Here is a 12,471-nt window from a genome sequence, read left to right as displayed (position 1 = left end):
TCCCTTCAAAAATTATTTACTCTTATAGGTTCGTGTTTATGTTTAGCCCATAAATATTTCTGCAGTGAAACCCCAATTGCTCCAATGGTAATAAGTCCAATCCCTCCATAAACATAGAGTTGAGTTACTCCAAACAAATGAACTAATGGGCCACTCATAGCAGGAGAAATAATTAAAACTGCATTTGTTAAACTACTTTGTATACCAAATACTCTTCCTACTTGATCTTGATCGGATTCTATTTGTAAAATAACTTGATTAGATACAAGCATTAGTCCACTTCCAATCCCAGCAATAAAACTAATCAGATAGGCCAAAACGAAGACCGTACCGGGCGTTATCAAGCCGATCCCCCCAAAACCAATTCCCATTAAAACCATGCCCCCACATACTACCCAGCCATATTGAAATTGTTTTAATTTCTGAGTTAGTAATGCACCGAGTATTCCCCCAAGACCAATAATAGAAATGATATATCCCATTTTACTTTTATCATGTGGAAATAAGCTCTTAAATAAAGTAGGGAACTGTGAGTCTACTAATTGTAATACTGCCATAGCTATTGTAACGAAAATCATAGTTGATAATATTATCCGATTAGATAACACATAACCCCACCCTTGTACCCAAGCGGTCCAAGTGCTTTGCTTTTGCTTTTCAACAAGTTCTTTCGATATAGTTTCTTTGAATTTTATTGTGGGTATCAGAACTAAAGTAGCTAATAAACAACTTATAGCTCTTATAATGAGGCAGAACTCTGGCTGAAACCAGCTTAGCAACATGCCTCCTATAAGTGGACCTACTATCTTGGTCCCCTGCTCTACTATTCCATTGATACTTACTGCTTTAGTAAGCAAATCAGGGGACACAATCTGTCTTGTTAGTGTTTGCTGTGCAGGATAATAGAAAACAATAAAAATAGAACGAATCATTAATGCCACTAAGAGCCAGTGGATATTTTGTACAAATAAAAGAGCAATTGTTATTAAGCCAACCATAAGATTACAAAACATCATGATAGGAATTTTCCTAAAACGATCTGCAATCACACCTGCCCATGAACCAAAGATAATTCCGGGAAGTGCATACGCAACAGGAATCAATCCAATCATGGTAGGGTCTACTTCCCATTCAAAACCAACAATAGTCATAATAGCTAACATATCAATAAACACACCAAGCATAAGCAGTGAATACGCAGAGAAAACCTGTAAATAAATTGTATTTCCCCATAGACTTTTTGAGTCAGTAGTTTTCATAAAAACATGCTCCTTAAATTTATTAAAATAAATATTGGACTGTCATATTTCCCTAGTTTTTCCATGTTTTCTAACTACTATAATATCACATGAACTTTTCTCCTCCATCCTTCATAAAGTTGAAAAACTAAAGTTAGAAAATTCCGTTAAAACAATTTAAAGATACCATTATTATTTATACGGTTCTGTTGCAAAGTTTCTTAAGAGTTAAAAATTCAGGTTGAGTACGATTAAATCACAAGCAATTGTAAGTAACTTTCGCAATTCATTGTACGTTGAAAAACCGCAGTTTGGCCGTAAACTGCGGTTTTGTTTATATAGCATGAATGGTTTCGATTCCTTTCAAGGTACGTGAGGTGTGGCGATGATTTTGAAATCCTGAGGATTTTGAAAAACGTCGCTTGATATATCTATGATCCTATTCTATAAGATTATTCAAATGCTTGATTTTGCAGTGAGTAGTATAGGTTAGAAAAGGAAATATCGTTCGATTTTTTTTGAGTTAGAAGTTCAGATAACAAAATGTGAATATTATACGTTAAGAAATGAAAAACCAGCCGCCTATTTAGGAGCTGGTTAACATAACAATACTTATTAGTAGCAAAACAGAAGAGGAACTGATTCATGATCTTATAAGTCAGTTCCTTTTCCGCTTTTCTTTATAATATATATAGAATTTCATAATAGTAAAAAAACAATATTTCTCCCCTGTCCCTAGTATCGGCCCCACCTACGCCAGATACCTTGATAGCCACTCGTGCCATCCTACCCATTATTATCATATAAGGACCACTTGCTTGGAGTATTTTCTCTTCTAGTAAATAAATTTTATATTAGAGTTACTAAGATTTATGTGAAAGTTGTTTATCTAATAGTTTGTACAATGCTTGGGTTCCATTATTTTCTGCTCCTTTGTCAGCGAGCTCATCATATAATGATTTAGCTAATTGTAATCCTGGTGTTGATAATCCCATTTCTTTTGCTGATTCAAGAGCAATTCTCATATCCTTTATAAAATGTTTAATATAAAATCCTGGTTCAAAATCTCCATTAATCATCCGAGGAGCTAGATTACTAAGAGACCAACTTCCTGCTGCTCCTGTTTCAATACTTCTTAATACATCTTTTGGATCAAGACCTGCTTGCTTAGCGTATACCATTGCTTCACAAACCCCTATCATATTTGAAGCAATAGCAATTTGATTACACATTTTCGTATGTTGTCCTGCCCCAGCTTTTCCTTGTAAGATAATATTAGTTCCCATTAGCTCAAATATAGGTTTCATTGCATCAAAATCTTGTTGTTCTCCTCCTACCATAATGGCTAAAGTTGCTTTTTTGGCCCCAATATCTCCCCCTGACACAGGGGCATCTAATGTATAAATTCCCTTCTCACGGGCTATTTCGTAAATGTTTTGCGCTAAAATAGGACTTGATGTAGTCATATCGATAACATATGTACCTGGTTTAGCGTGGTGTAAAATCCCTTTTTCTCCGAAATAAATTCCCTCTACATCTTTCGGGTAACCCACCATTGTAATAATAATATTCGCTTGAGCAGCAATTTCAGCTACAGTTTCTTTCCAAATGGCACCATTTTCTATTAACTCTTGAGAACGGGCAGGAGTTCGATTATAAACTAAAACTGTATATCCTGCCTTTATAAGGTGGGTAGCCATACTTTTTCCCATAACACCTGTACCAATAAATCCGATGATTGCATTTTTAGTATTATACATACTTTACTTCATCTCCTATTTTTGTTTTTAATCATTCTCAAAAACAAAAAAGTATTTGATTGTTAAGTTACTTACAATCAAATACTTTTGCCCAGGCGTACGACTATATGAACTATACGCTTCCTCGTGGTACTCCACGCTTCGCCAGTTACGTATAGAGGAATTATACTTAGACTGATTATAAACCAATATACAAAAAAAATCAAATATTTAGATTAATTTCCCGCAAGAAAAAGGGAAAGAAGAATAATGAATATTCTATACATATACGATTAACATGACATACCATTATCAGTAGTTCTCCTACTTTCCAAACCCGCATTATTCCTATAATTTATACAGTCCATAAAATTTCAGGTTGTACATGTTTTTGTGCAATACAAAAACAACAAGGATTTTAGTATCCTTACCGTTTATTTCCCAATCCGAAATTGTATAAAATCTTGCATAAAAACATCAGGAAAGCATTGGAAATTAACTCATGCTATAGTATACTTTAAATGTGCGAAATGTAATTTTGATCCTGAATAAAGTAATAATGTACCCTCTTAGGATCGAGGCATGCATAATACCTCCATATTCCTCCATCATTTCCACCAAATCACGAAAGCTCAGTTTGTACCGTAGATACCATCTTACATTAATAAAAGTATCATCTTTTAAATGTATAGTTCCTACTAGGACTTGTTTTAAAAATAAAAATGAAAAAATTTCAGATGTGACGGGTCATTCTACAGTTAATCGTCTCCTCTATTCAATCTTAGTAGTTGAACACTCCTAAAGAAGAAATTGCGTCATTCCATCCATAATTATTCAGGTTAATTGTATATCCCCAATAAGAATAGTTGTCCCAAGCATAAGTAGCTCCTCCATAACTAGCATGTTCCCAAACTCTTGTATAGCCACTAGCTGCAGTACTAATTGAAGAAATTTGATCGTTCCAGTAATTACCGACGTAATTTGTGTAAGTTCCTATTGCATAAGAAATACGGGATCCACCTTTATTAATATCCCAGTAGAAATCAGTATAATTTGGTCCAGTACCCAGAGTAGTCAAGTTTTCTTTCTTGATTAGTTCTGCTTTTGGATTTTTATATTCACGGTGTTTTTCGTATTCTTTATTTTGAACAAATTGCTGAAATTCTTTTTCATTGGTGAATCCATACTTAATTTCTTTTCCATTCAGATCTTTCGAGAAGAAGATGTGTTTTACTTGACTATCTTGGACGGGAGAACTTGCTTTTTCCCCATTAATCAAAACAAATTGACTTTTCCCCTCTTCAGCAAAGGTTGAGGGTACTGAAAAAAAGACTGCAACTATAGCAAAGCACATCATAAAGACAACCGACTTAAGATTTCTTCTCATCAAGATCACCTCATAAATGTATTTTTAGGATATTTATACCTTTTTGTAATAAAAAGAAAATAATCCCCTTAAGTATTCTACTATTCTTAAATCTGATTGAATTTCTTACTTTAGGAGTTTGGAAACGATTTGTAGAATGACCCGCCACATCTGAAAACTTTTCACAAATAAAAACTATTGTTATTGATTGAGGGAGAACACTAATTGAATCTGGTTACAGTGTCTCTCTTAAACAAAAAAGTTGATTTTTAAAGTTTGTTTTTTGACTTAACCTAAAGATTATTACTTGATGAATATTTATCCATCCGAAAGTTTACATAGGAATATGTTCCACCACCTATTGGTTCTACATTAAAATTATATATATCACCGGCCATTTCTCCTCCAAATCCTGCAGTATCTGTATCAAATTCCATTTTTCTTGAATTTAACAAATTATCCGAAAGAATTTTCCTTCCTCGAGCGTGTACAGGGCGATAGCCCAACGTACATATACTATTTTTAGGGGTAGGGACTACCCTGTTAGCTTGGTAAACATAAGTGGCTAGCAAAAGCACTTACTTCCCAAGAAGCTCTCACTTCAAGCGTCAGCTAAGTAGTGAGTAGTTCACCATCTGATGTGTTAGAAATATTTACTGAATTTAATGTAGGTGAATTGCTTTCCTCTGCACTAGCTGCAGTTGTTCCTATTAATCCTAACCTGCTTAATCCAATCACTCCTGCTAAAGCAACTCCTGCAAGTTTTTAACATTCCTCATTTTCAAATCTCCTTTTTTAAGTTTTTTTCGGCTTATAACCACAATGTACATCTATATACAAAAAATGTAAATATATTACAATTTTAGAAATAAAATACCTAATATTAAGAATATTTAGTTAAGATTCATTATTTTTTAATAATGATATATTAATATCTTTATACCTTAAATTAGCATATAAAAAGCACTATGATTACATAGGATTTGAGGCGTTAATCGAGCTACCCCTTCTTTTCCGCTTCATTGAGAATGGTATCTATCAACAATTTAAAGATGCAGTAAAAACATTCGCAAAAAGCATATTTGGATAAGCAAGTTTGCAAAATGTTTGCAAATACAAATAAAAAAGCAATCAAACTCTAAATGAGTTTAATTGCTTTTTTCAAACTATTATAACGCTCTAACATGCTGCAGTGGCCAAAATACCATTGAACCTTTCCCAACAATTTGTTTTTCAGAAACAAAACCAAATGCTCGGCTATCTTTAGATACTTGACGATTATCTCCCAATACAAATACATAGCCTTCAGGAACTGTTTTCTTTCCAGTTATCTCTTCTAACGTAAAGTCAGGAGTCAACTGCCCTCCAGATAGTTGCTTTTTATATTCATCTAAATATGGTTCAGCAACTGCTTTACCATTTACATATAAAACATCATTTTTATACTCAATTGTGTCTCCAGGTAAACCAATCACTCGTTTTACTAAATCATGCCCTTCATTCCCATGAAAGACAATGATAGTAAAACGATTTAACCCTTGTAGACTATATCCAATTTTATTCACAACCATTCTCTCATTATCTTTTAGCGTTGGCATCATAGATTCCCCTTGCACAAGCGACGGTGTAAATAAAAATGCACGACAAACAATTGCAATAATTAAAGCTAGAGCTATACTTTTAACCCATGACATAATCTCACTTTTTTTCATCTAGATATCTCCTTTAACAACTAATCAGTTTTACAATTTCTCGTACATTTTGAACGACAACGTCACCAAAGCACGATTTTCCTTCTCTCACTGCTGTACCAACGTGGGCTTGTGTACTTCCAGTATCGCGTAACAATTTCTGCACATTTTCATTCGTGACACCACTACCAACAACGATTTGTATTTGTCCAGCACTTGCTTGATTCATACTGCGTAAAACAGCAATGTTATCTTCTATTTTTCCTTTTCCACCAGATGTTAAGATATGTGTAATCTTATTAAACTTCCGCAATATTTTTACGCCTTCTACTAAATCTGTCAGTTCATCAATTGCTCGGTGAAATGTCACATTCATTTCATCAACTACTTCTAACAACTTCCCTAACTTTTCTACATCAATTTTATGATTTTCATTCAAAACACCTAAGACAACACCAGTTGCTCCAAGTTGTTTTGCGATGCGGATATCCTCTTTCATTAACTCAATTTCTTCTTTAGAATATACGAAAGATTTGGCATGTGGACGAATCATTACATGTACAGGAATGGTAACGGCTTCTATTACATTTTTTATTAATGCATAACTTGGTGTAAGCCCGCCTTCTGTAAATGCTGTAATTAATTCTATCCGTTCCCCACCACCACGTTCAATCCGTTTTGCATCTTCTAAGCATGTTGCAATAACTTCTAACATATGTATTCTCCTTTTCATACACCACTTGCCTTTATTATATACGAAAAGGAAAAACATTTCCTATTTTTCAGTTTCAAAATCTTGCAATGCATGATGCGCTAATAGTGAAATTGTCGCATCATCCATCGGAGGATTATGAAGTCCAGCACGTACGTGTAAGTAATAGCGATGTAACGGATTTTTCTCAGATAAACTTCTTGCCCCAACAATACGCATCGCCTTATCTACAATTGAAATTGCCGCATTTGTCACAGTATACTTCACCGCGGCCATCTCTGCTTGCAAGCTTCGTTTACTTTCTTCTTCATACTGCTTTGCAACACTATACAAAAAAGAACGGGCTTGCATCATTTCTAATTCTATTTCTCCTATTAATCTTTGAACATTTGGTAACGTTGCTATAGGTGCTTGTATACTATTTGGTTGATACGTTGCTGCAAATTGCAAGGCATACCGACGTGCAGCTTGTGCAATGCCAAGATAACAAGCTGGAATATGCAACTGCCATCCTCTTCTCTTTTCCCTCTTACGCGGAGAAATAATCTCTACAAAATATTTACGCGGAATCACTACTTGTTCTAAAACTAAATCATGACTTGCTGTGCCGCGCATAGCTACACAATCCCACGTTTCTTCAATTGAAACACCTTCTGTATTACGCGGGACAAGAAATTCCCCTACTTCCTCTGTCCCTTCTATAGATGCTGAAACGAGAAAGTAATCTAGTACCGGTGCCATTGTTGTAAATGTTTTTCTGCCAGAAATAATCCAAGTATTCCCCTTTTGAATAGCTGTTGTCTCCGGTTTTCCTCCTCGTGTTGGACTGCCCGTATTTCGTTCCGTTGCTGCACGGTTTACAAGTGCTCCGCGTTTCACTTTCTCACAAAGCCAAGAAAACACTTTTTTATCCCATGAGCGATTTTCCGAAAGTTCTTGTATAATTCCAAGGTGCCAACCCATGCATAATGCTGTTGCTCCATCACCTTGTGCAATACATTCCTGAAATAGCAGAAAATCATATAGAGATATTCCCGCCCCACCTTCGTCCTGTGGAACAGTCCATGCTGTATACCCAATTTCTTTTAAATCTTCTATATTTTCAAAAGGAAATGAATACAATTCGTCTAACTGAGGTTCTCTATTTGAGAATAGAGTGATATATGGTTGTAATTTACTTAATCGCTTTTGTTGCTCTCTCGATCTTACAAACTCCATTTCATCAGTCCTTTCCATTTCATGCTAAAATTATTATATGCACACTGTTCTCTTTAGCTACCTTTGTTATCTCACACTAATAAACTATCAAGACCATACTGATGGATGTTTCGTTATATACATTATTTCCTTTAAACATATAATCTATCTTTTAATTGTTGCACTATTCCGATGAAAAAACAATGTTTTAAATATAAAAAAGATCTCCTAAAAACATTAGGAAATCTTTTCTTTTAATCACCTTTAAAAAAACGAACAGGCAAGGATGCAACATAACCGATATAAGAACATAGTTCTTTGAAAAAGAACGGTAACTCTGTGTCTAGACTACGATAAGCAGACGTTGGCGTTGGTGAAGAATATGCATCCATACCGAGATGCTTTGCAATTTGCATCGCTCGTTTCATATGAAGTGGATCACTTACAATTGTATACGTTTGTAAACCATGTTCTTTTCCAATCTGCAGAGCATTTTTTAAATTCTCTTCTGTATAACGTGATTCCGTTTCAATTAAAATATCTTCCTCTTTTACATTATGCTTTAATGCATATATTTTTGAAGTACGCGCTTCTTCTAATTCCGTTTCAAATTTCGTACCACCTGTAAAAATAATTTTTTTAACGTGCCCATTCTTATAAAGAGAAATGGCATGATTAATTCTCTCGCGAAGTACTGGAGACGGTTTTCCATTCCACGACGCGGCTCCTAATACAATCGCAGCATCCGTATCAACTCGATCTGTCTTAGAACGATAATGCCAAATATCATACGCCGCATAGCTCACAAATACAATAATGAAACCAAGTATAAATAAGAGTGCCTGTACCACCCTTATTTTTATACTTCTTTTTTTCTTCATAAAATTACAGCCTCCGTATTTCCTACATACTTTATACTAAAATTCGTTTAATCGAATGTTCATTCAATTTATTATTTGAATTGATTTGAAAGAAGATGTTTTCCCTCATAGCAGTTCTATAAAAGAGTTTTCAATAAAAAGAGGTTTTTATATTTCACACTTACATTCGTGGTCTATTTATAATAATAACAACTTATATTTCTCTCAAATTCTAACACTTCTATATTGTAACGAATTTTTTTAAAGAATGGAACGTTGAAACAAAAGTATATAAAATACGTAATCATTTTGTAAGAAAAAATACCCTTTTGCATCACTGGGAATTGCTAATGTGTTTGTAAGTTGCTTCATTACAATCACTGCTATCTTTGATTTGCATTGCATGCGCAGTATACATCACAAATTCAATTTGTATGTTTCTCCTAAAATTCTTCACATACAGCCTCTTGATGAGAAAAACATGAGAGGGACATGAGAAAATTCTAATGAATGCCTTATAAATTTCGCATATATACATTAAGAAAGGATGGTGAGGGTTATGTCAGAAGAATTCAAGAACGAAACAAACGATCATGAGCAGGTGGAGGCAAATAAAGAAATGAAAAAAGAATTGAAGCAGGAATTGAAAGAAGAATTCATGGCCGAGCTTCATCGCGGTACGTGGAAAAGTAAGAAAAAATGGAAAATGATTGGCTGTGCTTGTGCTACGTTGGTGGTAGGATTCGGTCTTGGTTTTGCGACTAGTCATGCCGAAGAGCATCATGAAGGATTTCATCACGGCAAACACGAGGAATGGAACGAACATAGCAAACATTTCAACAAAAGAAAGCACGAAGACGGGAAAGAGTACAAAGAAAAGAATGATGTCCGAAAAGGGCAAGGGACAGATATGAAACCCGATAAACCAGAAAAACAACCGAAGCAGCCTGAACAAGATGCAAAACAACCAGCAGATGCTTCGAGATAAAAGTAACAATAGAAAAAGCAATGGAAGAACGAATTCCATTGCTTTTTTAATTTTATTTCACTATTTTTTCGGTTCGTTCGCTACTCTTTCCATCCCAGATCGCGAGCATTGCTGTCTAGTAACTCCAGCACTCTTTACGGATGAATACATAGATTCGAACTGGAAAGGTTTCTTACATGTTAGAAGGCATTTCTCTCAATCTACTATTTCAAAATCCAATATTTCATATGATCTTCCTGTAATACGCAACAAAAACCTGATTTCTCTAACACTCTTGCAGAAGCAGTGTTACTTATTAAACATTCCGCTTTAACCGTTGTCACATTTTGCTGGTTTAATAACCATTGTACAAGGCCTTTTGTCATTTCTGTAGCATAGCCTTTTCCTTGGTAATCTGGAACAATACTATAGCCAATCTCAACAATACCATTTACATCTGGAGCGCCCTTGCACCCCATATCACCAATAATTGTATTGTCTTCTTTATGAATAATAAGGCCACTCCATTGACTATTATCTGGCTTTTCACGTAATCGCTCTGCTTGCCACGGTAAGATTTCTGCATAATCAGGCATTGGCCATTGATTAGCAACTTGGTAAGGTATTATTTTCGAAAGTTCCTCAGTTCCTTTTATTGTAGCTTCCACTAGTTCTAGTGTGAAAGAAATCATTTTTAAACGTTCTGTTTCTATATATGGCATCTTTTTCCTCCTACTTACATTTTACACTCATTAATTTATTTTCTAATTGTTCTTTTACACTTGGCCAATCTTCTGAAATAATACTATACACAACAGCATCTCTCACATACCCATTTGGAAGTAATCGTTCATTTCGAAGTATCCCTTCTTTTACTGCACCTAATCTTTCAATAGCGCACTGTGCCTTTTCATTCCGAGCATCTGTTTTAATTTGTACACGTAGCATGCCTAACTCTTCGAATGCATATCGAAGCATCATATATTTACACTCTGTATTTACACTTGTTCTTTGCACGCTTGGACTATACCAAGTATGTCCGAGTTCTGTTGTTTTGTGTTTCTTTGATATGTTGTATAACCGTGTCGTTCCTACAATCTCATTTGTCGTTTGATCAATCACAATAAACGGAAGGTCAACTCCCCTTTTATACTTTTCTACTGATTCTTCAACTAATCTTTCCATATCTTCAAAGCAATCCATTTTTGTTATTAAATATGTCCAAATATCTGGATGTTTTTCAATAATGGAGTACAATGAACATGCATCATTTATAGATAATAATTGCAACTTTGCTCGATCATATACAATTTCCACAGGACAGTCCTCATTTCTTTTCATCTTAATTATATAATAATATTAATTATATAAATTTTCAAAATAATAATCCTCAGACATTTTTCGTCTGAGGATACCTTTTCTTTATTCTTCTTGCTTTTTCCCATTTTCAAACTCTTGTTTAATGTTTTCTAGCAATGTTTCCTCTGTAATTAAACGGTAAGCAGTTAGCGCTAACGCATTTGCTCCAATGATTAATGCCTCATCTCCTCTTGCAGAGCGTGCTGCTTCTCGAAATGCATCTGTATGTGCAACTAAATCATCGCGTCCAATTTTAATGTAAGGATGAATTGTCGGAATTGCTTGGCTAACATTTCCTGCATCAGTAGAACCAATACCTACCCGTTCATTACGATGAACCTCTTCTCCTAAGCCTTCTAGTTCTTCGGCAATTATCGCATTAAAAGCTTGATTAATTACTAAATTATCAATCTCATTTTGAAATTGTTCAATCTTTACTGTTGTACCAGTCGCAAGAGCGGCCCCCTGTGCAATATTACGTACCTTTTCTGTAATTTCGGTGCATCGTTTTCTCGTTTTTGCTCGAATAAAGAAACGAGCTGATGCATAATCCGGGATAATATTGGGCGCTTTTCCTCCATCTGTAATAATCCCATGAATACGCACGTCTGCAGGCAATTGTTGACGAAGTGCATTAATACTATTAAACAACTGAATAACAGCATCTAATGCATTAATTCCTGCTTCTGGAGATGAAGCAGCATGAGCTGGCTTGCCGTAAAAATGAAAATCTAGTGGATCTAATGCAAGGGATGGACTAGTTGTTGCTGTTTTCCCGCTTGGATGAATCATAAGTGCTGCATCAATCTCTTTAAATAAGCCTGCTTTTACATAGCTTCCTTTTGCACTTCCATTTGGTCCTCCTTCTTCTGCTGGTGTACCAAACACAACGACTTCTCCGCCAATTTCTTCAATAACTTCTGACAATGCAATTGCAGCTGCTGTACTAATTACCCCAATTAAATTATGTCCGCAAGCATGACCTAGACCTGGAAGTGCATCATATTCTGCTAAAAAAGCAATTGTAGGTCCTTTCTTTCCAGAACTTTTTCTTGCAATAAAACCCGTTTCATGCCCAGCGATATGATGCTGAAGTTGAAAACCAGCACTTCCTAGCAATAAACTAAGCGTTTTTGATGCAAAGAACTCCTGATTTCCTATCTCTGGATTATCATGAATAGCATGACTCGTTTTCACATAAATCTCTTTTTGCTCTTCGATACTTTGTGCAATTTTATTTCGATGTGTAGTAATTTGTAAAGTTCCCATTTTTCATTCCCCTTTCAATCTTTTAAATAAAAAAACCTCTTTCTAAGAGATAGAAAGAGGCCTTAAAGTATAC

At 35.0% G+C, this 12,471-nt stretch carries 12 protein-coding genes, 2 pseudogenes and 1 riboswitch; of the genes and pseudogenes, 1 reads left to right on the top strand and 13 read right to left on the bottom strand.

Going from position 1 to position 12,471, the window contains the following annotated elements; translation table 11 throughout:
* Positions 1-5: 5 nt before the first annotated feature.
* The 10 genes and pseudogenes from AB1279_RS11280 to AB1279_RS11235 form a co-directional block, all read right to left on the bottom strand.
* The gene (locus AB1279_RS11280) at positions 6-1,259 is read right to left on the bottom strand and encodes an MFS transporter (protein ID WP_429758803.1); all 1,254 of its coding nucleotides are present in this window, start codon (positions 1,257-1,259) and stop codon (positions 6-8) included.
* A gap of 207 nt (positions 1,260-1,466) precedes the next feature.
* Positions 1,467-1,734: pseudogene (locus AB1279_RS11275) on the bottom strand (DDE-type integrase/transposase/recombinase); the annotation flags it as partial.
* A gap of 367 nt (positions 1,735-2,101) precedes the next feature.
* On the bottom strand, positions 2,102-2,998 hold the full coding sequence (locus AB1279_RS11270) for an NAD(P)-dependent oxidoreductase (RefSeq protein ID WP_429758802.1): 897 nt from the start codon (positions 2,996-2,998) through the stop codon (positions 2,102-2,104).
* A gap of 82 nt (positions 2,999-3,080) precedes the next feature.
* Positions 3,081-3,160: riboswitch (ZMP/ZTP riboswitch) on the bottom strand.
* Between the two features lie 384 nt (positions 3,161-3,544).
* Positions 3,545-3,667 (bottom strand): annotated as a pseudogene (locus tag AB1279_RS11265) (IS6 family transposase); the annotation flags it as partial.
* A gap of 91 nt (positions 3,668-3,758) precedes the next feature.
* Positions 3,759-4,364, bottom strand: a complete 606-nt coding sequence (locus tag AB1279_RS11260; RefSeq protein WP_429758801.1) for a hypothetical protein — start codon at positions 4,362-4,364, stop codon at positions 3,759-3,761.
* Positions 4,365-4,636: 272 nt separating this feature from the next.
* Positions 4,637-4,915, bottom strand: coding sequence for a hypothetical protein (locus AB1279_RS11255; protein ID WP_429758800.1), 279 nt, complete (start codon positions 4,913-4,915; stop codon positions 4,637-4,639).
* Positions 4,916-5,512: 597 nt separating this feature from the next.
* Complete coding sequence (gene lepB, locus AB1279_RS11250; RefSeq protein WP_429758799.1) at positions 5,513-6,055, bottom strand: signal peptidase I; 543 nt, start codon at positions 6,053-6,055, stop codon at positions 5,513-5,515.
* 13 nt (positions 6,056-6,068) lie between these two features.
* Positions 6,069-6,749 carry a copper homeostasis protein CutC gene (locus AB1279_RS11245; protein WP_429758798.1) on the bottom strand — a complete coding sequence of 227 codons (681 nt, stop codon included), beginning with the start codon at positions 6,747-6,749 and terminating at the stop codon, positions 6,069-6,071.
* A 60-nt stretch (positions 6,750-6,809) separates the two neighbouring features.
* Positions 6,810-7,964, bottom strand: coding sequence for an acyl-CoA dehydrogenase family protein (locus tag AB1279_RS11240; RefSeq protein WP_429758797.1), 1,155 nt, complete (start codon positions 7,962-7,964; stop codon positions 6,810-6,812).
* A gap of 233 nt (positions 7,965-8,197) precedes the next feature.
* Positions 8,198-8,824 carry a YdcF family protein gene (locus tag AB1279_RS11235; RefSeq protein WP_429758796.1) on the bottom strand — a complete coding sequence of 209 codons (627 nt, stop codon included), beginning with the start codon at positions 8,822-8,824 and terminating at the stop codon, positions 8,198-8,200.
* A gap of 538 nt (positions 8,825-9,362) precedes the next feature.
* On the opposite strand from AB1279_RS11235, the gene AB1279_RS11230 reads away from it, so the two are divergent.
* Positions 9,363-9,791, top strand: coding sequence for a hypothetical protein (locus AB1279_RS11230; RefSeq protein WP_429758795.1), 429 nt, complete (start codon positions 9,363-9,365; stop codon positions 9,789-9,791).
* A gap of 203 nt (positions 9,792-9,994) precedes the next feature.
* On the opposite strand, the gene AB1279_RS11225 is transcribed toward AB1279_RS11230, so the two are convergent.
* The 3 genes from AB1279_RS11225 to AB1279_RS11215 all read right to left on the bottom strand — a co-directional run bounded on the left by AB1279_RS11225 (position 9,995) and on the right by AB1279_RS11215 (position 12,398).
* Positions 9,995-10,492, bottom strand: coding sequence for a GNAT family N-acetyltransferase (locus AB1279_RS11225; protein WP_429758794.1), 498 nt, complete (start codon positions 10,490-10,492; stop codon positions 9,995-9,997).
* A gap of 10 nt (positions 10,493-10,502) precedes the next feature.
* Positions 10,503-11,087, bottom strand: coding sequence for a GNAT family N-acetyltransferase (locus tag AB1279_RS11220; protein ID WP_429758793.1), 585 nt, complete (start codon positions 11,085-11,087; stop codon positions 10,503-10,505).
* Between the two features lie 105 nt (positions 11,088-11,192).
* Positions 11,193-12,398, bottom strand: a complete 1,206-nt coding sequence (locus tag AB1279_RS11215) for a M20 family metallopeptidase (RefSeq protein ID WP_429758792.1) — start codon at positions 12,396-12,398, stop codon at positions 11,193-11,195.
* Positions 12,399-12,471: the final 73 nt, after the last annotated feature.

Origin of the sequence: Bacillus sp. S14(2024), assembly GCF_050473785.1 — a bacterium.
Taxonomy (GTDB): domain Bacteria; phylum Bacillota; class Bacilli; order Bacillales; family Bacillaceae_G; genus Bacillus_A; species Bacillus_A yunxiaonensis.
The sequence above is the reverse complement of the archived record's forward strand: the minus strand, read 5'-3'. Positions and strand labels throughout refer to the sequence as shown.

What these genes read in the sequence shown, in the direction of transcription:
- lepB (WP_429758799.1), bottom strand. Translation starts at nt 6,055, where the DNA reads ATGAAAAAAAGTGAGATTATGTCATGGGTTAAAAGTATAGCTCTAGCT.
- AB1279_RS11230 (WP_429758795.1), top strand. Translation starts at nt 9,363, where the DNA reads ATGTCAGAAGAATTCAAGAACGAAACAAACGATCATGAGCAGGTGGAG.
- AB1279_RS11260 (WP_429758801.1), bottom strand. Translation starts at nt 4,364, where the DNA reads ATGAGAAGAAATCTTAAGTCGGTTGTCTTTATGATGTGCTTTGCTATA.
- AB1279_RS11235 (WP_429758796.1), bottom strand. Translation starts at nt 8,824, where the DNA reads ATGAAGAAAAAAAGAAGTATAAAAATAAGGGTGGTACAGGCACTCTTA.
- AB1279_RS11270 (WP_429758802.1), bottom strand. Translation starts at nt 2,998, where the DNA reads ATGTATAATACTAAAAATGCAATCATCGGATTTATTGGTACAGGTGTT.
- AB1279_RS11280 (WP_429758803.1), bottom strand. Translation starts at nt 1,259, where the DNA reads ATGAAAACTACTGACTCAAAAAGTCTATGGGGAAATACAATTTATTTA.
- AB1279_RS11240 (WP_429758797.1), bottom strand. Translation starts at nt 7,964, where the DNA reads ATGGAGTTTGTAAGATCGAGAGAGCAACAAAAGCGATTAAGTAAATTA.
- AB1279_RS11225 (WP_429758794.1), bottom strand. Translation starts at nt 10,492, where the DNA reads ATGCCATATATAGAAACAGAACGTTTAAAAATGATTTCTTTCACACTA.
- AB1279_RS11245 (WP_429758798.1), bottom strand. Translation starts at nt 6,749, where the DNA reads ATGTTAGAAGTTATTGCAACATGCTTAGAAGATGCAAAACGGATTGAA.
- AB1279_RS11215 (WP_429758792.1), bottom strand. Translation starts at nt 12,398, where the DNA reads ATGGGAACTTTACAAATTACTACACATCGAAATAAAATTGCACAAAGT.